The sequence below is a fragment of the Ruegeria sp. AP12 genome, assembly GCF_056540025.1.
In genome coordinates, this window is sequence record NZ_JBQFVZ010000008.1 from 119666 (window position 1) to 138244 (window position 18579).

Annotated in this window: 18 protein-coding genes; 10 read left to right on the plus strand and 8 right to left on the minus strand. The window is 56.6% G+C overall.

Annotated features, from left to right (window positions below):
- Nucleotides 1-134 precede the first annotated feature (134 nt).
- The gene (gene dnaN, locus ACR0E6_RS18605) at nucleotides 135-1256 is read left to right on the plus strand and encodes a DNA polymerase III subunit beta (RefSeq protein ID WP_170455727.1); all 1122 of its coding nucleotides are present in this window, start codon (nucleotides 135-137) and stop codon (nucleotides 1254-1256) included.
- Between the two features lie 59 nt (nucleotides 1257-1315).
- Entirely contained in the window at nucleotides 1316-2410 is a 1095-nt protein-coding gene (gene recF / locus ACR0E6_RS18610) for a DNA replication/repair protein RecF (protein WP_480586015.1), read from the plus strand.
- On the opposite strand, the gene ACR0E6_RS18615 is transcribed toward recF, so the two are convergent.
- A complete protein-coding gene (locus tag ACR0E6_RS18615; protein WP_480586018.1) occupies nucleotides 2407-2973 on the minus strand; it encodes a carboxymuconolactone decarboxylase family protein in 567 nt (188 codons plus the stop codon). The two genes, recF and ACR0E6_RS18615, sit on opposite strands and share 4 nt — an antisense overlap.
- A 100-nt stretch (nucleotides 2974-3073) precedes the next feature.
- Here ACR0E6_RS18615 and ACR0E6_RS18620 point away from each other — a divergent pair, with 100 nt between their 5' ends.
- Together ACR0E6_RS18620 and gyrB are read left to right on the plus strand one after the other, a co-directional pair.
- Nucleotides 3074-3646: a TetR/AcrR family transcriptional regulator gene (locus ACR0E6_RS18620; RefSeq protein WP_170524373.1), complete on the plus strand. Its 573-nt coding sequence runs from the start codon at nucleotides 3074-3076 to the stop codon at nucleotides 3644-3646.
- A 102-nt stretch (nucleotides 3647-3748) separates the two neighbouring features.
- Nucleotides 3749-6166, plus strand: coding sequence for a DNA topoisomerase (ATP-hydrolyzing) subunit B (gene gyrB, locus ACR0E6_RS18625; protein ID WP_480586021.1), 2418 nt, complete (start codon nucleotides 3749-3751; stop codon nucleotides 6164-6166).
- 39 nt (nucleotides 6167-6205) lie between these two features.
- Here the strand turns inward: gyrB and ACR0E6_RS18630 are convergent, their stop codons facing one another.
- Nucleotides 6206-7093 carry a LysR family transcriptional regulator gene (locus tag ACR0E6_RS18630; protein WP_480586024.1) on the minus strand — a complete coding sequence of 296 codons (888 nt, stop codon included), beginning with the start codon at nucleotides 7091-7093 and terminating at the stop codon, nucleotides 6206-6208.
- Between the two features lie 78 nt (nucleotides 7094-7171).
- Here ACR0E6_RS18630 and ACR0E6_RS18635 point away from each other — a divergent pair, with 78 nt between their 5' ends.
- From ACR0E6_RS18635 to ACR0E6_RS18650, 4 genes are all read left to right on the plus strand, one after another.
- Complete coding sequence (locus ACR0E6_RS18635) at nucleotides 7172-7612, plus strand: DoxX family protein (protein WP_480586027.1); 441 nt, start codon at nucleotides 7172-7174, stop codon at nucleotides 7610-7612.
- A gap of 29 nt (nucleotides 7613-7641) precedes the next feature.
- Nucleotides 7642-7917: a nuclear transport factor 2 family protein gene (locus tag ACR0E6_RS18640; protein ID WP_480586030.1), complete on the plus strand. Its 276-nt coding sequence runs from the start codon at nucleotides 7642-7644 to the stop codon at nucleotides 7915-7917.
- Between the two features lie 57 nt (nucleotides 7918-7974).
- Nucleotides 7975-8430, plus strand: a complete 456-nt coding sequence (locus tag ACR0E6_RS18645) for a nuclear transport factor 2 family protein (RefSeq protein WP_480586033.1) — start codon at nucleotides 7975-7977, stop codon at nucleotides 8428-8430.
- Nucleotides 8431-8599: 169 nt separating this feature from the next.
- Nucleotides 8600-9100 (plus strand): hypothetical protein, encoded by a 501-nt coding sequence (locus tag ACR0E6_RS18650; protein WP_480586036.1) that lies wholly within the window; start codon nucleotides 8600-8602, stop codon nucleotides 9098-9100.
- A gap of 11 nt (nucleotides 9101-9111) precedes the next feature.
- Here ACR0E6_RS18650 and ACR0E6_RS18655 read toward each other — a convergent pair whose 3' ends face one another.
- The 6 genes from ACR0E6_RS18655 to ACR0E6_RS18680 all read right to left on the minus strand — a co-directional run bounded on the left by ACR0E6_RS18655 (nucleotide 9112) and on the right by ACR0E6_RS18680 (nucleotide 16613).
- Nucleotides 9112-11823: an AsmA family protein gene (locus ACR0E6_RS18655; RefSeq protein ID WP_480586039.1), complete on the minus strand. Its 2712-nt coding sequence runs from the start codon at nucleotides 11821-11823 to the stop codon at nucleotides 9112-9114.
- Nucleotides 11824-11959: 136 nt separating this feature from the next.
- Nucleotides 11960-12703: a DUF3299 domain-containing protein gene (locus tag ACR0E6_RS18660; RefSeq protein WP_480586042.1), complete on the minus strand. Its 744-nt coding sequence runs from the start codon at nucleotides 12701-12703 to the stop codon at nucleotides 11960-11962.
- A 219-nt stretch (nucleotides 12704-12922) separates the two neighbouring features.
- Nucleotides 12923-13303 (minus strand): hypothetical protein, encoded by a 381-nt coding sequence (locus ACR0E6_RS18665; protein ID WP_480586044.1) that lies wholly within the window; start codon nucleotides 13301-13303, stop codon nucleotides 12923-12925.
- 24 nt (nucleotides 13304-13327) lie between these two features.
- Entirely contained in the window at nucleotides 13328-13726 is a 399-nt protein-coding gene (locus ACR0E6_RS18670) for a hypothetical protein (protein WP_480586046.1), read from the minus strand.
- Between the two features lie 64 nt (nucleotides 13727-13790).
- Complete coding sequence (locus ACR0E6_RS18675) at nucleotides 13791-15137, minus strand: metal-dependent hydrolase family protein (protein ID WP_480586049.1); 1347 nt, start codon at nucleotides 15135-15137, stop codon at nucleotides 13791-13793.
- 114 nt (nucleotides 15138-15251) lie between these two features.
- A complete protein-coding gene (locus ACR0E6_RS18680) occupies nucleotides 15252-16613 on the minus strand; it encodes a metal-dependent hydrolase family protein (protein ID WP_480586051.1) in 1362 nt (453 codons plus the stop codon).
- A 183-nt stretch (nucleotides 16614-16796) separates the two neighbouring features.
- Here ACR0E6_RS18680 and ACR0E6_RS18685 point away from each other — a divergent pair, with 183 nt between their 5' ends.
- On the plus strand, nucleotides 16797-17822 hold the full coding sequence (locus ACR0E6_RS18685; RefSeq protein ID WP_480586053.1) for a helix-turn-helix domain-containing protein: 1026 nt from the start codon (nucleotides 16797-16799) through the stop codon (nucleotides 17820-17822).
- Nucleotides 17823-17893: 71 nt separating this feature from the next.
- Nucleotides 17894-18574 (plus strand): GntR family transcriptional regulator, encoded by a 681-nt coding sequence (locus ACR0E6_RS18690; protein ID WP_480586121.1) that lies wholly within the window; start codon nucleotides 17894-17896, stop codon nucleotides 18572-18574.
- The last annotated feature ends 5 nt before the right edge of the window (nucleotides 18575-18579 follow it).

The window sequence follows — 18579 nt, forward strand, 5'->3', positions numbered from 1 at the left end:
CGCAGCACAACGCGCCCCTTGACCGAATGGGTTTTCCGACCCAGAAATCCGTAAAAAATCCTTGTGCCTCAGGGCTGAACCGCTAACGTGCCAGTCCCGCCCATTTCGGCACTTAAGTCAGAGGAATTGAGGGTATGAAGATCAGCATCGAACGCGGCACCCTTCTCAAGGCCGTTTCGCAGGCCCAATCGGTTGTCGAGCGCCGCAACACAATTCCGATCCTGGCCAATGTGCTGATCGAGGCCGAAGGCGATCAGGTTCAGTTCCGCGCCACCGATCTGGATATCGAAGTGGTCGACAAAGCACCTGCGCAGGTCGAGAAGGCCGGGGCGACCACAGTGGCAGCCACAACGCTGCATGAGATTGTGCGCAAACTGCCTGACGGGGCGCTGGTGACACTGACGGCGGACAGCGCTGCGGGCCGTTTGACGGTTGAGGCGGGGCGCTCGAATTTCTCGCTGGCGACATTGCCGAAAGAGGATTTCCCGGTGATGGCGTCCTCGGAATATCAGTCGAACTTTACGGCCTCGGCGGCGCTGCTGCGGCGGCTGTTCGACAAATCGAAATTTGCGATCTCGACGGAAGAGACGCGCTATTACCTGAACGGCGTTTACATGCATGTCACGGATGGCTCCGACGGTAGCAAGGTCTTGCGTTGCGTGGCCACCGATGGTCACCGACTGGCGCGGATCGACGCGGATTGTCCGGATGGGGCGGCGGACATGCCCGGCGTGATCGTGCCGCGCAAGACCGTGGGTGAGTTGCGCAAACTGCTGGACGATGACGAGATGGACATCGCCGTGTCGGTCAGCGAAACCAAGGTGCGTTTTGCGACGCCCGACATCACGCTGACCTCAAAGGTCATTGACGGCACCTTCCCCGACTACACCCGCGTGATCCCGCAGGGCAATACTCGCAAATTGGAAGTGGATGCGGCTGAATTCGCTCAGGCCGTGGATCGGGTGGCGACGGTTTCATCCGAACGCTCGCGCGCGGTGAAGCTGCAACTGGACGGGGACAAGCTGGTGCTGTCGGTCAATGCACCGGACAGTGGTGCAGCCGAGGAGGAACTGGCCGTGGCCTATGGCGACGAGCGGCTGGAGATCGGATTCAACGCCAAGTATCTGCTGGAGATTGCGTCTCAGGTCGATCGCGAGAATGCAGTGTTCCTGTTCAATTCTGCCGGTGATCCGACCCTGATGCGTGAAGGCAATGATCAAAGCGCGGTTTACGTTGTCATGCCGATGCGCGTCTGATCGCGCTGGCGCGCGATGCCTCCGGCGGAGGTATTTTTGCACAGAAGAAGGGAGGGGTCATGGGATTGGCCCTGACCGAGCTTACGGTCTCGCATTTTCGGTCTCACAAGCTGGCGCGGTTGTCTTTGGACGGGCGGCCGGTGGCGATTCATGGGCCGAACGGGGCGGGCAAGACCAACATTCTTGAGGCGGTGTCCCTGTTTTCGCCTGGGCGCGGGATGCGGCGGGCGAGTGCGGCCGAGATGACGCGGCGGCCCGAGGCGCTGGGCTGGAAGCTGTCCGGGCTGTTGCAGGCGCAGGGGCAACGCTACGAGATCGAGACCTGGTCCGAGGGTGGCGCGGCGCGGCAGGTTCGGATTGATGGCAAGGCGGCGAGTCAGATTGATCTGGGCAAGATGGCGCGGGTTGTCTGGCTGATCCCGTCGATGGACCGGCTGTGGATCGAAGGGGCTGAGGGGCGACGGCGGTTTCTGGACCGGATCGCGCTGAGTTTTGATCCCGCGCATGCCGAAGCGTCTTTGACCTACGAAAAATCGATGCGTGAACGGAACCGCCTGTTGAAAGAGCAGGTGCGCGATGCCCATTGGTACGCGGCACTGGAAGGGCAAATGGCCGAGACCGGGTATCGCATTCACGCGGCGCGAATGGCGGCACTGGAGCATCTTCGCGATGCGCAAGAACGGGCGGAGACGGCATTTCCGTCGGCTGACCTGGAGTTGGTGCAAACGGAAGGCGCGATGCCCGAGACGGCGGATGATCTGCGAGAGGCGCTGAACGAAAGCCGGTTTCGCGATCTGGCTGCGGGGCGGACTTTGGTGGGGCCGCACCGGTCTGATCTGTACGGAGTGTTTGCGGCCAAGGGTGTGCCGGCCAAGGATTGCTCGACTGGTGAACAGAAGGCGTTGCTTGTCTCGTTGATCCTGTCGAATGCGCGGGCGCTGGCCGGGATGGTCGGGGCCCCGCCCATTGTGTTGCTGGATGAGGTGGCCGCGCATCTGGATGCGGATCGGCGGGCGGCGCTGTATGATGAGATCTGTGCGCTGGGGGCTCAGGCCTGGATGACGGGCACCGGGCCTGAACTGTTTGCGGAACTGGGGGACCGGGCCCAGACACTGGTTGTCACCGAAGGCGACGCGGGCTCGGTCGTCGTTTAGGCGGGTTCGCTGACTTTACGTTCCCACAGGAAACCGCGCATGACTTCGTCGACGGGTGTTTGTGCCATGTGGTTGACGTAGTTCGACATGGTTTTCTGCGCCAGACCCAGAACCACGTCCAGAACCGCGCGGTGCGAGTAGCCTGCGTCAAGGAATGCTTGCATCTGTGCGTCGGTGACGTTGCCGCGGTTCTCCATCATCTGCAGGGTGAAGCTGCGCAGCGCCTCAAGCTTGGCCGATGGCAGCGGGGTTTCGTTGCGCAGTGCTTCGGTGATCTCATCCGAGACCTTCATCATCTTGGCAATGCCGGTGTGGGCGGGGACGCAGTAGTGGCACTCGTTCTCCACATTGATGGTCTGCCAGACGACGGTTTTCTCGTCATTGTTGAAATCGGTCTGCATGAACAGGTGATGCAGAACCTGATAGCCTTCCAGATGTTGCGGGCTTTCTGACATCACCTTGTGCAGGCCCGGCAGACGACCAAAGGCAGCCTGCGACTTTTCCAGCAGTGGTTTGGACCCTTCCGGGGCGGTTTCGAGGTCATGAGAGGGGAAGTTTGCCATGTCAAAACTCCTGTTTCTGGCGCGATAAGGCAGAAATAGGGTTTCTTGAGCAAACACTCAAGTATATATTTGAGCAATCGTTCAAGAAATGGTGAAGAGAATGCCAAGAAAACCCGGATATGACCGAGACGCGCTGATCGCGCAGGCCAGGGATATGTTCTGGCGTCAGGGATGGGCGGGGACCTCGCTGAAAGATCTTGAGCGTGAATTGAAGCTGAAACCCGGCAGTTTCTATGCAGCCTTTGGGTCGAAAGACGCGCTGTATGCGCTGGCATTGAAGCGCTACACGCAGGACGGCATCGCGCGGCTTGAGGTGCTGGCTGAGGAGCTTGGGCCAAAAGGCGCGCTGAAGGCGCAGCCGTTTCGGGTGATCGAGGCGGCGGATATGCCAGCCAAAGCCTGCATGCTGGCCAAAACCTATGCCGAGTTGCAGGCGAAGGATCACGATTTGGCGGATCGGGCAGGTGCCTATATGGCCGAGATGAAAGCATGTTTTGCCGCCCTGTTTCGGCGCGCGCAAATGGACGAGGAGATCGGGCCCGAGCATGATCCCGAACGGTTGGCCGCGCGCTACCAATCCGACCTTTTGGGGCTGCGTCTGTCAGCTGAGCGCAGAGACGTGGACGCCGCTGCTATCGCCTCGGATATCGCGGCTGATCTGGACAGGCTTTGACCTTTCGCGATCGGCAGCGAATGGCACAAAATGTGGGGGTAGCGCGTGACAATCCCCACCAGAAAACGTATAAGTTATCAAAATAATATAGGTACTGACTGAATGTCCGAAGACGCACAGGCACCACAGGAATACGGCGCGGATTCCATCAAGGTTCTCAAAGGGTTAGAAGCTGTTCGCAAGCGTCCCGGTATGTATATCGGGGACACGGATGATGGCTCGGGTCTGCACCACATGGTGTATGAGGTTGTCGACAATGGGATCGATGAGGCTCTGGCCGGTCATGCCGACCATGTGACGGTGAAAATCCACGCCGATTCCAGCGTCTCGGTCAGTGACAACGGGCGCGGAATTCCGGTGGATATTCACCCCGAGGAAGGCGTGTCCGCTGCCGAGGTCATCATGACCCAACTGCACGCGGGTGGTAAGTTTGACAGCAACTCGTACAAGGTGTCGGGCGGGTTGCACGGCGTTGGCGTTTCGGTGGTGAACGCGCTGTCCGACTGGCTGGAACTGCGCGTCTGGCGGAACGGCAAGGAACACGTTGCCCGGTTTGAAGGCGGCGAGACGGCCGAGCATCTGAAGGTGGTCGAGGAATGCGGCGACCGCACCGGGACCGAGGTGCGGTTCCTGGCCTCGACCGACACGTTCTCGAACCTGGAATACTCGTTTGAGACGCTGGAAAAACGCCTGCGCGAACTGGCCTTCCTGAACTCGGGCGTGCGCATCATCCTGATCGACGAACGCCCTGCCGAACGGCTGGAAACCGAACTGTTCTATGAGGGCGGCGTCAAGGAGTTCGTCAAATATCTGGACCGCTCCAAAACGGCGGCGATGCCCGAACCGATCTATATCAAAGGTGAGCGCGATGACATTGGCGTGGAAATCGCCATGTGGTGGAATGACAGCTACCACGAGACGGTGCTGCCCTTCACCAACAACATCCCGCAGCGCGATGGCGGGACACACGTGGCGGGTTTCCGCGGCGCGCTGACGCGGACCATCAACAACTATGCGCAGTCCAGCGGGATTGCGAAGAAGGAAAAGGTCAGCTTTACCGGTGACGACGCGCGCGAGGGCCTGACCTGTGTGCTGTCGGTCAAGGTGCCCGACCCGAAATTCTCATCCCAGACCAAAGACAAGCTGGTCAGTTCCGAAGTGCGCCCGGCGGTCGAAGGTCTGATGAACGAAAAACTGGCCGAGTGGTTTGAGGAAAACCCGAACGAGGCCAAGACCATCGTCGGCAAGATCATCGAGGCCGCGCTGGCCCGTGAGGCGGCGCGTAAAGCCCGCGAACTGACCCGCCGCAAGACGGCGATGGACGTGAACTATCTGGCTGGCAAGCTGAAGGACTGCTCCGAAAAAGACCCGTCCAAGACCGAAGTCTTCCTCGTCGAGGGGGACTCGGCCGGTGGATCGGCGCAAACGGGCCGGGACCGGCTGACGCAGGCGGTTCTGCCCCTGCGCGGGAAAATCCTGAACGTCGAACGCGCGCGGTTTGACCGGATGCTGTCGTCTCAGGAAATCGGCAATCTGGTGATGGCGCTGGGCACCGGCATTGGCCGGGATGAGTTCAACATTGAAAAGCTGCGCTACCACAAGATCGTCATCATGACCGACGCGGATGTGGACGGCGCGCATATCCGGACGCTGCTGCTGACCTTCTTCTACCGGCAAATGCCGGAGCTGATCGAGGGCGGATATCTTTATATCGCGCAGCCGCCGCTCTATAAAGTTTCGCGCGGCAAATCAGAGGTTTACCTGAAGGATCAGGCGGCGCTGGATGATTACCTGATCAATCAGGGCGTCGAGGGCGCGGTGCTGAAACTCGGCTCGGGTGAAGAGATCGTCGGTCAGGACCTGACCCGCGTGGTGGATGAAGCGCGGCAGTTGAAACGCGTTCTGGACGCCTTCCCGACGCATTATCCGCGCCACATTCTGGAACAGGCCGCCGTTGCGGGCGCCTTTGTACCGGGCGCGGTGGATGCCGATCTGCAGGGCGTCGCAGACAAGGTCGCCGCCCGCCTCGATCTGATCGCGCTGGAATACGAGCGCGGCTGGCAGGGCCGGATCACACAGGATCACGGCATCCGTCTGGCCCGCATCCTGCGCGGCGTCGAAGAGGTCCGCACGTTGGACGGCCCCATGCTGCGCTCGGGCGAGGCCCGCAAAACCGGCAGCTTCACCCAAAGCCTGCAAGAGGTCTACAACACCCCCGCCACCCTGATCCGCCGCGACAGGATGCAAGCCATCCACGGGCCCCTGGATCTGCTGCGCGCGATTCTGGAAGAGGGCGAAAAGGGCCTGTCGCTGCAACGCTACAAAGGTCTGGGCGAAATGAACCCCGACCAGCTGTGGGAAACCACACTGGACCCGGACGCGCGCACGCTGTTGCAGGTTCGCGTGGACGATATGGTCGAGGCGGATGACCTGTTCACCAAACTGATGGGCGACGTGGTCGAACCCCGTCGCGAGTTCATCCAGCAAAACGCATTGAGTGTGGAGAATTTGGATTTCTGAGGAGTACAAGGGAACCTCAAAAACCGACAGCGTGAGCGATTAAACATCCAGCTGGCTGCGGATCCAGCTGAGAAGGGGGGATCGCGCGTCTCGCTCATGCCAAATTGCGCGTACCCCCAATTCCGGCAGGGGAAAAGGGCAATCACGCGTGACTAGATTTCCGTTGATGGCTGCGGCTTGGGCGAGCGTCTCCGGTACAAAAGCGATTAGATTTGTTCCTTCCAGGAAGGCTGGTTGCAGATGCAGACTATCCGTCACCAGCCCAACCTGGCGTGGGGGCAAACCCTGAGCCTTGCCAAAAAGGTGAATTGGATCATCTTGTTTGGCCATGAGGCTCAGCCGGACATGTGGATATAGAAAGACCGTCTCGGCATTCCAGCTGTTCAACGCTGGGTGGGTTCGGTCCAATAGGCACACAAGGCGCTCGCGCAGTAGCAGCTTTTGAAGAAACTTCGGATTTGCCTGAAGCCCTGCGCCAATGATCAAATCGGCTTCCCCGGAATCGAGCATCTGGTAGCTGTGATCCGAATAGCTGTGAATTTCGAACACGATCCCTGGTGCTTGCTCTCGAATACGCCGAACAGCGTTTGCAAGGAAACTGGTGGCAATGAAATCATGGGCATGAATTCGAATAGTTGCGCCCGCGTTTTCAGGTGAGAATGTAACCGGTGCGGTCAGCACGCTGATCTCAGAAAGGATCGTGTTCAACCGCGCCGCAAGGTCCAGAGTGCGCGCCGTAGGCACCATTTCCCGCCCTTGCTTGACGAACAGAGGGTCGTCAAACAGGCGGCGCAATCTTGCCAGAGTGTGACTCATGGCAGGTTGCGTTACGTTCATTCGCTGCGCAGCCCGCCCGACATGCCGTTCCGAGATGAGGGCTTGTAGAGATTTCAGTAGATTGAGGTCAATTCCATCAATTTCATTCATACTATGAAGAAATAGTGATTATTTCCAATAATGTCCATTGAGTGCCATTTCCCTCTCGACCACCAGAGGAACGGATAGATGAATATTCTGGTCACAGGGGCCAGCAGCGGCTTCGGAAAAGAAATGGCCATCAGACTTGCGGGCGAAGGCCAGACTGTGTTTGTCGGATTGCTGTCCGTCTTCTTCCTCTTCGCAAGCTCGATCAAGATCTTCGGCTGGCAGAAGTTCATATTTGAAACCCAATTGGCGATGTTCATCAAGTACGGGTTGAACCGGCAGATCATGGCCTTGGTTGGCGTGGCTGAATTGTTTGGCGCAATCGCGATCTGGTTTCAGGGTTCCTGGGTCGGAACCTTGGGTGCGTTGGCAATTCTTGGCACGTCCATCGGCGCCATTGGATGTCATCTGATCTGGGACACCTGGAAAGAAGGCGTTCCTGCCATGGTCACAGGCACTTTGTCCGCTATCGTAGCCTGGTCTGGCCGTGACGCGTTGTTGAGCATTTTAGGTATTGGCTGAAACCAAACTGTGAAACGGGAGTACATATCGTGACTGACAGTATCCGCGTGGCAAATGCCAAGGGCCTTTATCTGGAAGGCATTCGTGATGGCAAGATGGTCGAAGCGCTCGATAAATATACCGGGGATCGCTACACGCAACACTCAACGGGTGTACGTGATGGTAAACAAGGTTTCATCGAGTTCTTCACACCTTTTCTTGAGCGGAATCCGGTGCGCGACATTCAGGTTCTGCGCAACATCGAGGATGGGAATTTCGTCTTCGTTCATGTGTATCAAAGCCTCAACAACGGTGAAGCCCAGTAGGTAACGGCCGATATCTTTGATACCGACGACGACGGTAAAATCGTCGAGCATTGGGATGTGATTGCCGCGTATAAATGGCCAACCGTCTCGGGCCGCAGCATGGTGGATGGCCCAACCGAAATCGAAGATCTCGATCTCACCGAAGCCAACAAGACCGTGGTGCAAGGGTTCATCGACAATGTCCTGATGGCCGGACGCACCGATCTTGTGAATGACTACATATCGACCGACCAATACGATCAGCACAACCCAGACATAGCCGACGGATTGGAAGCTTTCTCCAGGCATCTTGGAGAGGTGGCGAATGGAGGAAAAACTGCGCATTACGTCAAAGTTCACCGACTACTCGGCCAAGGAAATTTTGTGGTTGCTTTTAGCCATGTAAAACAAGACGAGGACGATTGGGCTGTCTTTGACCTGTTCCGGCTCAAAGGTGGAAAGATCGTCGAACATTGGGATGTTCAGGAACAGATTGGCCCGAAAGAGACTTGGAAAAACTCTGGCAAATTCTAGGGGAGGAGGCAGTCACATTTTCTCTGGCTGCGGCCGAAGATGATTTCTTTTTCGGGGCAAAGGCGCTGATGTCGGCTCAACATTCCAGAAACTGAATGGTTGTATTTGATTAACCCCGCGCGATACTCTGAACGCAGCTTATACCTTCGAAACTAGTGTGGAATATCGAATGAAGAAGTTGGCGCTGACAGCAATGGCATTGATCTCCACTGGCGCGGTGTGGGCCGCGGGTATGGAACGGTGGGGCGAATCCGGGGACTGGACAATCCTGATTGATCCCGAAAAGGGCAACGGCTGTCTCGCGTGGAAACCGTTTGAAAATGACATGACCGTTGAAATCGGCGCGGCACCCAATCAGGCCGGTGGCTTTTTTGCCGCCTTTAATCCGGCCTGGGTTCAAATCGAGGACGGTGCGACCGGGGTCGTACAGTTCGACTTTGGTGATGCGAATTTCGAAGGCGAGGCGGTTGGTGTCTTCAAGAATGGCGTGCCCGGTGGCTACGCCTTTTTCGACAACCCGGCATTTGTAACCGAGTTTGGAAAACGCCAAAGCGTTACGATCATTGGTGAAAGCGGGGCCGAGGTGGAGCTTGATCTCAGCGGGTCTGCAAAAGCCATTGAGGCCGTTCTGGCGTGTCAGGCCGAACAGCCGGAACCACCGAAGAACTAGGACGCGCCCGACTATTCCAATTGATTGATGTCTGGCACACATGGCTGCCTGTCGGCAGGCATTTCATCAGCACCGCCCGGAGCCTTGCTTCTGGACCCGCCCACATCCAGCTTGAATTTTGGCGACGAAAGCTGGCCAGTCACATCAAAGGGCCAGGCGCTTCGGGATAGGGGTTTGCCAACGCGACGGGGCTCTGCTCTGATCGCTATGCTATCGTTCAGCCAGTCCACTTGCCCCCTGGCCACCAACTGAACTGATCCCGTTTCAATGACGATGGAGTTTGAACTGACCCGCCCGGCCTGAATATCAACCGGAGCAACCACGCAAGTGATGTCGGTGTAGCCTTGTCTGAACTCTTCTGAAAACAGCCACGGGAAAATACCCAGCCCGGCCAGTTCCAGTAGACTGGTACTAATGTAACCTTGCGACATCGACAAAGACGCATTGCCGCGCATCGAGTTGACGAAGGCCTTGCCCGAGGCGGTGCTGCCAGAGACGTTGAACTCACCGCTCAAACGGCCATAGGCATCAATAACTATGCCCAACTCATCAAGGATCTCACCGAACTCCCATCCCGAGGTTGATCCCGACAACGAAAGCCAATCAGGAGAGTCAATCAGATCCATGACCGCTCGCAGGCTGAAGTTTCCGCCACCATAAGCCATCTGTAGAGGTCCGAAATCCACGGTTCCGTCTTTTGCGGACAATTGGCTTGAAACAGATGTAACGCCTTGCTGGCCTACAATCACTTTGAATTCGATCTGTACCTCGACGTCAGCTTCTCGCAGTACGCGCTGCACATCCAGAAGATCGGCAGGTTTCCCTTTTTCCTTTGGCAACACCAGGGGCTGAACGTCTGCCTCCTTCGGCAGAACCAAGGGTTGAACTTCAGTTTCAGGTTTTTGCGAGGCCTCGCCTACCAGGCTTTTCAGTTGGTCCAGCACGGCAGTCAGGTTCTTCAGTTCGTTGAGATCGAGCCTCTCGCTCGTAATGTTGCCCCGAACGACGGATGCACCTTCGGGAAACCGCGCATCCAAAGCCGCAAGAAGATGTGAAGACCCGGCTTCGAATTTGATTGAGGCATCAAAGTCTTCGCCCTGCCTGGAGGTTTCAGCATCGATTGCCAGTGCGCCAATTTCGACAGGCTCCAAGTTGAGCGCGGTCAGAAACTGGGCACCGTCGTCGACATCCAGTTCCACGTCAAATTCGAGACCAGCGAGCCCTTTTAGCTCGTTAACAGATAGCGCAAGATCCAGCGCCCAGAGATCGGTGTCGTAAGTGATCGCGTTAAACCTGTTGAGTGAAACCGGCCCGCCCGCATTGGATATGTTGAAATCGGCTTTGATGCCGCCGAATTGGTCAACATAGTCTTCATTGAGGTTGGGCAAAATCAACTTGGCGGGCCCGTTTAGCTCACCATCGAATGTTACGTCCCGAAGCTGAAGCAGATCGAGGATTTCACCTTCGGCTTTGAGGACCGGTTCCTCAATTGGCCCGGCTTGCAGCGCGATGCCCAGCATGGCGAGCCGTCCGTCCGGCATGCGGCGAATGCTTTCGATTGAGGCTGGGCCGATTACGTCCAGCCCCTGGTCAAATGCATTGGTCTGGAACAGCAACTTCTCGAATTCGAAGGAAGCCAGCGATCCGACCATATGCATTTCAAAGCCTGTGAATTTCAGCTCCTGAATACTCTTTGCTGCTGGCGGCGGCTGCCCTTCCGGATGAAGCCGTGCGTTGAAAAGCAGATCGACTCCCTGAGCGGTGTAGAGGTCTTCAATGGAACCCTCAGCTTCAAGTTTCTGCCCATCCTCAAGGCTTACGGTGCTTGTAAACGCTTCGATCTTCAGGGCGGCCTGAGACACGAGTTCAGCTTGCAACTGGCCATTGCCTTCCAAAACCCGTTCCAATCCAATGACATCCAGAAAATCACCGAATTCTCCGGTGTCCATCTCTAAGACTGCGCGATAGCCGCCACCTTCGTCTTCCGCCAATGGCTCGCCGTCATAGATTACGGTCATTTCGCCAAAGCTGGCGCGCGTCGTAAATGGCGCGTCATGGGGGTAGTCGCCTTCGATTACGAAACCCTGACCGTTGACGGAGCCGGAACCAGAGACCTTTGACCGTTGTCCACTATCTACTTGTTCGAGCGCGAGGGACTGAAGGTCAAATACAAACGAGAAGCCCGAGACCTTGTCATCGATGTTTAACCCGATTGATGTGAAACGGACGTTCTTGTCGCTCAGGAAGTTCAGGATTCCACTGCCTTCTGTGTCACTCTCATTGGCACTATCAGCGCTGGCGACGTCTTTTTGATCCTCCGCTGATACAGGTTCCTCGGACGCGGGCTTGGGTGTTGGATTGCCTTTTCGCCAGCTTGTTGTGCCGTCTGCGGCTGTAAGAATATTCGCCTGCAGGCCTTCCACGACCAGGTTGTCAAAATGCAGACGACCGTTGGTCAAAGCGGCAATGTCCAGCTCCAGTTCCAGCAGGTTCAATTCAACAAGGGGTGACTCCGGCATTGTCAGGCTCGGGATGACCACACCACCGACGTAAATGTGACTAATGCGGCCAAGCGCGACGCTTACATCATCGTTGACCAAAAGGGGTCGGCCAATTTGTTCCGAAAGAACTCTTTCTACAAGGTCGCGCCGCAAGTCCGAGAACATCGGAGCAGCAAGCACTAACCAAACAAAAGCGACTGCTGCGAATGCAAGTAATGCCACAAGCCCAATTATTCTAAATAGCCAAACCCTCATACACTCCCCTATCGCCGCTTTTGTTGTTCAGTCTCTCATTCAGATATTCCGCCCACCAAACTGAACGCCCGTTCTGAACCTTATTCAGGTCAATTGGCTCGTGTCACTCATCGTCTCTGGTGGCCCCGCCAGTCGCCTTGATCCTTCCCATCAATACGCGTTCCTTATTGGTTGCAGCCTCATCGGAAGTCTGGATTGGTCCAAAGGTCTGAACGTCATCGACCTCCAAGGTAAACGCAGCCTTCATGAGGACGGGACCATCAACAACCAGCATTTCCTTCTGCGTCGGCTCAATCCTGATTTGACCGGTTACAACGATGGGCTCGTAGACTGTCGATGGCGCCCAGGAATCACTCAGGCGCAAACGCACCATCTGGTTCGGGGGCGGAGGCGGAACATGGCTACACATTCCACGTTCCGGCACAATATACGCCATTTGGGAGCCATCTTCGTCGCGGGGTGCCGGGATCACAAATCCACCCAATGAAACGGTTGCACCATCGATGTCGATGTTGGCGGCCGTGCCCGCCGTCTCGCGTCTTTCCATCACAACCCAGCGTTGGGAAATCAGCCAGTCAGCATCAATGCCTTCCTCAGCAAGGGTTGCTTCGGTCGCCTCGATATCCATTTGAAGCTGTTCCGGCGTCGGCCCGCCTTTCTCTAGCTGCGCGCGCAACCGGACCAATTTGCGAAGCGCGCTAAGCTGTTTGCCGGTCAATTCGACGAACGGATCTTCGTAATTCTGAGCAGTTTCATCGATCAAGTCTGACCACTCGATACGTGCGACTTCCGAATGAGCCGGCAATGCCAGAAAGAATGCAGCAATCACAGCATAAGACAGTCTCATTGTAATATGCTCCTCTTTAGTCCGGTGAACGATTTACAATTCGCAACTGCACCGCGTGTGGTCATTCCTGTAGCAAGTGCAAAAAGTACAAGACGGGGCTCTATCGTCGTAGCGCCTCGGATCCGGTTTTTGAACTTGGGCCGGGGTTCACAGTATGATCGCCCCGGCCAGCTTCAGGACAAACGAGGTAGTTCTTGCCCTGAAACATTGAACTTTCGCCTAGTTTAGAAGATCACCGACGATGCCGACCGCATCGACAACGGTAGACAGATCATTCGTAACTTCGAGGACTTCGTCATCGACCAGAATGTAGCGGTTTCCTTTGCCCGGCTCCCTCAGCTTCCACTTGGAAAGGTCCCCTATATCCTCGAACTCCAGGTCAGATGGGAGCTTGGCACCGCGCGTGTAGCGCTTGATCTGACCAGGCGGCACAGCCTTTGGGCCTTTGCCGGGTTTGTCTTCTATCTGAATGCTGACATCACCGTTCTTGCCCCCCTTGTTCGGCTTTTTACCCTTGTTGTCCTTGGCATGGACATCGCTGCCTCCAAGGATGAAAAACACAACTGCCAAGGCTGCGAGAATTCCGTATACGATCTTCATAGGCTGTTCCTTTGCTTCCCAACTTCATTCGACCGGCGTTGAAAATTCCGGCACGCGCTTAAGGGCTTCGATCATGCCTGCGCTCGTCATCAATTCGATGAACGTGTAATCTTTCAGAACCCCTTGGCTCAGACGCGATATATACATGGCCTGAACCATGCCCGGATCGTCCGGGAAGCGGACGGTGATGTAGTTCTTTCCATCTGCCAGTCCCCAGAAATAGCTGATCATCTCACCGCCCATTGCGGCGAGCGCAGCGCCCATGTCCTTTTCCCGGTCGGTCGGATTGTCGATCATGATTTGCCAGGCATCAGGGTTTGGTTCCCCTATCCCCAGGTAGTATCGGCTGTGAGACTCCTCCGCCGCTGCTCCGGAAACACAAATCCCAACTGCGCAAAGAGTTACTGCGATTGCCTTGTTCATTGATCGCCCCCCCGTTCAGGTTCGACGGCGCAAGGCGCAGGGGCCAATTTTCCGCACACTCTGCTCATTCGAGTGTATTCTTGTAGAAGACGCCGTCTTTCATGATCACGCGAATGGTCTCAAACCCTCGGTCACGGGCGGGTGCATCAAACCACTTCGGATTTGCTCCAAGAACCGACAGGTCCTCCAGCGGGTTGCCGTCGACGATCAGGATGTCGGCATAGGCCCCGTCTTCGATCACGCCCAGTTTGTTGGGATAAGGGTTCCGCCGCCCTGTCAGTTGGGCCAACTCACCCCCTGTTGATGTGGCCGCGACCAGGAAAGCATGGTTCCCCAGCAATTCAGCGAAATAGTATTTTTCAAAGTCGCGGTGTGCGCGGCCAAACCCAATGGTGGACAGCACGGTGTCGACATTATGCACGATCTTGGGTTTGTACTTTTTGATGTACTCAATGACGTTTTCTGACCCGACCAGATATTCTTCCAGTTTTGGTTTCACCGTCGGCATCGAGAAATTCGGATGGTCGAGCAGCGCCGGATCCATTCCAGCCACATTCAAGGCCCAGAAGATACCCTCATCCGCAATGCGTTTGACGGTCTCCTCGTTCACCATCTGAGCGTGCTCCAGTGACTTGACGCCCGCGTCCAGAGCCATTGTGACCGTTTCGTCAGTATAGGCGTGGACAGTCACATAGGTATCAAAGAAGGACGCAGCCTCGACCGCTGTCGAAATCTCATCAACGTTGTAAGCAACGGACCAGAGCGGGTCGAGCTCGGATGACACACCGCCACCGGCCATCAGTTTCAGGAAACTTGCCCCATGCGCGAAGTTAAGTCGCGATGCCTTCCGGATTTCCTCGGCACCATCAGCAATATAGGACAGGTTGAACGTATTGGCGACGTCGTCCGATCCCATGTTGAAGGTTCGCTGCTCGGGGTTGCGCCAGTCACCATGCCCGGACGTCGGGCCGATGGCGGCACCTGACGCATAGATGCGTGGCCCGTCTACAATCCCCTTGTCGATCAGTTCGCGCAGACCTGATCCCATTCCGCCGGTATCCCGAACCGTGGTGTAACCATCGTAGAGATAGTCGCGGGCATTTTCAGCCGCGGTGGCCCCGATCTGATCCCATTTGGCGGCCTGAAGACCCGAGAAGGATTGCACGAGCCCTGTCGCGTAGAGATGCACGTGACTGTCAATCAACCCCGGCATCAACGTGCGCCCACCCCCGTCAACAAGCGTCGCATCAGGCGCATCAATACCGTCGGTCGAGACTGTCTTTATGAGATTGCCTTCAACCAGAACATTCGCGTTTTCGATCCGCTCTTCACTAATTCCGTCAAAGATATGCACGTTGGTGAACAAGGTTTGTGCAGGCGCGTCCTGCGCCAACGCGCTGCTTGCTGCCAAGGAAACAAGTCCAGCGATTGCTGTCAGTGGGGCCAGTGTTTTCACGTCTCAGTACTCCCATTTGTCAAAAAAAGGGGGCGCGGGATGCCGAGGTAAATTCACCCCGCGCGACACTCATTCGAGTGTATTCTTGTAGATCACGCCATCTTTCATGATCAGGTCGATGTTTTTGGTGTAATCGACCAGGATCTCGGCATCTTCGACCGGGTTTCCTTCGACCAGCAGCAGATCGGCATATGCGCCCTGTTCGATCACGCCCAGCGGGCCTGCCTGGTAGGGATTGAGTTTTCCGGACAGTGCCAGAAGTGCGGCCGATTTTGACGTGGCCTGTTGCAGGATTTCGTACGAAGTCCATGCCTCCAGCCGGTATTTGAACTCGTCATTCTGCTTGGTCAGAGCCACCGGGTCGCCGATGATATCGGTTGAGAATGCAACGTTTTCGATCTCGTACTCTTTCAACAGTTTCATCTGGTTGCGCGCACCGGCCTGAACATCAAGGAATTTGGGCGCCGCTGCCGGGCCAAGCGCCTTCTTGACAACTTCCTCATCAAGCCCAAGCAGAGAATAAAACGGGACAATCCAGGCGCCAGAATCCTTGATGGCCTGGGCTGATACTTCAGTCATCAGTTGCCCATGTTCTATGCTGATGACGCCTGCTTCCAGTGACCGCAGGATCGAGTCGTCGTTATAAGCGTGGACCATGACATAAGTCCCCCAATCGGCCGCTGCGCGAACCGATGCCTCTAACTCTTCCGGCAATCCTTGAACGGTGTGCAACGGATCAACCGAAGATGACACACCACCACCTGCCATCACCTTGATCTGGACGGCGCCCATGCGCAGCGCTTCGCGCGTTGCACGTAAGACTTCGGGCACGCCATCGGCCAGGAACTCGACATGCTGGTTGAAGAAAGACGGCTGCGCCCCCATGAAGTTCGGGTGGGGTTCGGTATAGACTCGATGCTCGCCATGCCCGGAAGTCTGCGAAATGACCGGCCCCGATGCGTAAATCCTTGGGCCCACGGCCTTGCCGCGGTCTATCGCTTTTTGCAGACCAATTGCCGGGCCACCCGCATCCCGAACGGTTGTGAAACCACGTAGCAGCATCTTCTCGGCCTCAATTGTGGAAACTGCGCCCCAGTACATCCAGTCAAAATTGTCCCTCAGGTCCGTGACGGGCTCGGTGATTGCCATATGTACGTGCGCATCGATCAAGCCCGGCATCAGCGTTCGCCCACCACCGTCAATGATCTGGGCATTGGCGACGGCCAACGGTTCCGCTGATACCTCGGCAATCAGATTGTCCACGACCAGAACGTTTGCGTTCTCAATGCGCTGTTCATCGACACCGTTAAACACGTGCACGTTGGTAAAGAGGATCGGGAAGTTTTCTTCCTGCGCACAAGCCTGGCTCGCGATCGCCAGACTTGCAAAGACCGCTGTAGCAGACAGTATTTCCTTTAATCCAAGCGTCATGGCGGCTCTCCAATCGCGAATCACAAATGTTGATTTATGAATGTGATTTTAGACTGACCGCTGAAAATTGCCTGACAATATGACCGGTCCGGCCAAATTGACTTGGCATTCTGCAAGCTTTCGGCGCCTTTTCTGTGTGTTTGCTGTCTTTCTGTCATAAACTTCGTGATATTTGAGGGCGACATGGACGCATTTGAGCAAAAAACAAAGAAGGCGTTGCCGCTGGTCCGGGCATCGGTTGCTGCACCCGTTGTAGCTGCTTTGCGTGGCGCCGGTGTTGAACCGGCTTTTGTTTTGGACCCGCTGGGCGTGAGCGAAGCTCAGGTGATGGATCGCCAGAATTTCCTGCCACACGAGACGATCTATAAAATCCATCAAGCCGCTGCTGACGCAACATCACCGGATTTCTGCGCGCAAGTTGGTCAATCAATCGACCTTGTTCGGTTTCTGCCTCTTGGTGACATGTTGGCCAAGGCGTTGACGCTGGGCGACTTTTTTACGCGCTACACTCAAGCCGTCTCGAAAGAATCCAATGCGGTCACGCAATCGCTGCTTGTGGAAGGCGAGCACGCCTATTTCAGTGCCAAGCGGAATTTCAAGCTTTCGGTTTCGCCCGGGCAGACCGACGCATTTCTGGCAAGCATCTGGATATCATTGCTGCATCGGGTTCTGGATTTCAGATGGGACCCGAGCCAGATCATTTTACGGGTCAGCGAACCTGACGTGCTACCCAGGCATTTTCATGGTGTTCATGCCATCATGTGCAGCCCTCAGGGTTTTTCGATCCGGTTTCCCTCGACCTGGCTGAGCCATCAGTTGACCCCGGAAATATTGGAGAATCCGTCAGACCTGACACGCGCTACCCTCGACCAGCATGCGCCTCAGGATTTCTTGGCCGGGCTTCAGGGCCTGATCCGGATTCACCTGGCCGAGCCGGGATTTGGCGTCGATCAACTGGCGCGGCTGTGCGGTTTCCACCGGGAGACATTGAACAACCGGCTGGCCCCTTACGGGCAATCAGCCTCTCAGGTCATGTCTGGCGTCAAACTGGAAGAAGCAAAGAGGCTGCTGGGTCCGGCAGGGAAGTCCGTTGGTGAAACCGCACTGCGGCTTGGCTACGCAGACTCCACTGCGTTTTCGAGGGCGTTTCGAAATTGGTCCGGAATGTCACCGTCGGCTTATAGGAATTTGGTGAAAGGGCAGGGCTGACGATCACTGTTGTCGAATCGCTTTGTATCCGATTGCATGCTATTGGATGCAACAAAAGCGACGTGAACATGATGACCCTTCATGACACCCCGTTACAACCTGGCCCCCAAGGCAATTCCGCGTATCAGCGCCTGCTGGACGAGATTCGCGAGGGCACTCTTCTGCCCGGCGACCGGCTGCGTGAGATTGAGCTCTCGGAACGGTTGGGCGTCAGCCGTACCCCGGTGCGCGAGGCGATAAGGCAGTTGGAGGCCGACGGGCTGGTCACGCATGTGCCACGGCAAGGTGCCACCGTGCGCAGTCTGGATTACGCCGAGGTCATGGAACTCTATGAGATGCGCGCGGTGCTTGAAGGGACAGCGGCCCGTCTGGCAGCCCGCGCGGCATCGGATGTCGAATTGGATGAACTGGACCTTTTGAACGACCGGTTGGCCGAGGCGGGTACTGGCCCCGATGCAGCCCAAATCAACAAGATCTTTCACGCGACCCTGCTGGATGCGGCCAAGAACCGGTTTCTGGCAAAATCCATGCTCTCCTTGCAAAAGGCGCTGTTGATCCTGGGGCCCTCGCAATTGCTGGATAGCGACCGCGCCGAGGCCGCAGTGGCCGAGCATCGGCGCATCATGGCGGCTTTGAAGGCCCGCGATGGCGCAGCGGCCGAGACAGAGATGCGCGCGCATATCCAGGCGGCACAACGGATGCGCATCCGCGCGTTGCAGGACCGCGACCGCTCAATCGACGAAAGCCAGTAGGTAGA

Bases quoted from the DNA above. Each gene is read 5' to 3' on its own strand.
- ACR0E6_RS18690 (WP_480586121.1), top strand. From the start codon at position 17,894: ATGACCCTTCATGACACCCCGTTACAACCTGGCCCCCAAGGCAATTCC.
- ACR0E6_RS18685 (WP_480586053.1), top strand. From the start codon at position 16,797: ATGGACGCATTTGAGCAAAAAACAAAGAAGGCGTTGCCGCTGGTCCGG.
- ACR0E6_RS18660 (WP_480586042.1), bottom strand. From the start codon at position 12,703: ATGAGACTGTCTTATGCTGTGATTGCTGCATTCTTTCTGGCATTGCCG.
- ACR0E6_RS18650 (WP_480586036.1), top strand. From the start codon at position 8,600: ATGAAGAAGTTGGCGCTGACAGCAATGGCATTGATCTCCACTGGCGCG.
- dnaN (WP_170455727.1), top strand. From the start codon at position 135: ATGAAGATCAGCATCGAACGCGGCACCCTTCTCAAGGCCGTTTCGCAG.
- ACR0E6_RS18615 (WP_480586018.1), bottom strand. From the start codon at position 2,973: ATGGCAAACTTCCCCTCTCATGACCTCGAAACCGCCCCGGAAGGGTCC.
- ACR0E6_RS18620 (WP_170524373.1), top strand. From the start codon at position 3,074: ATGCCAAGAAAACCCGGATATGACCGAGACGCGCTGATCGCGCAGGCC.
- ACR0E6_RS18630 (WP_480586024.1), bottom strand. From the start codon at position 7,093: ATGAATGAAATTGATGGAATTGACCTCAATCTACTGAAATCTCTACAA.
- gyrB (WP_480586021.1), top strand. From the start codon at position 3,749: ATGTCCGAAGACGCACAGGCACCACAGGAATACGGCGCGGATTCCATC.
- ACR0E6_RS18680 (WP_480586051.1), bottom strand. From the start codon at position 16,613: ATGACGCTTGGATTAAAGGAAATACTGTCTGCTACAGCGGTCTTTGCA.
- ACR0E6_RS18670 (WP_480586046.1), bottom strand. From the start codon at position 13,726: ATGAACAAGGCAATCGCAGTAACTCTTTGCGCAGTTGGGATTTGTGTT.
- ACR0E6_RS18635 (WP_480586027.1), top strand. From the start codon at position 7,172: ATGAATATTCTGGTCACAGGGGCCAGCAGCGGCTTCGGAAAAGAAATG.
- ACR0E6_RS18665 (WP_480586044.1), bottom strand. From the start codon at position 13,303: ATGAAGATCGTATACGGAATTCTCGCAGCCTTGGCAGTTGTGTTTTTC.
- recF (WP_480586015.1), top strand. From the start codon at position 1,316: ATGGGATTGGCCCTGACCGAGCTTACGGTCTCGCATTTTCGGTCTCAC.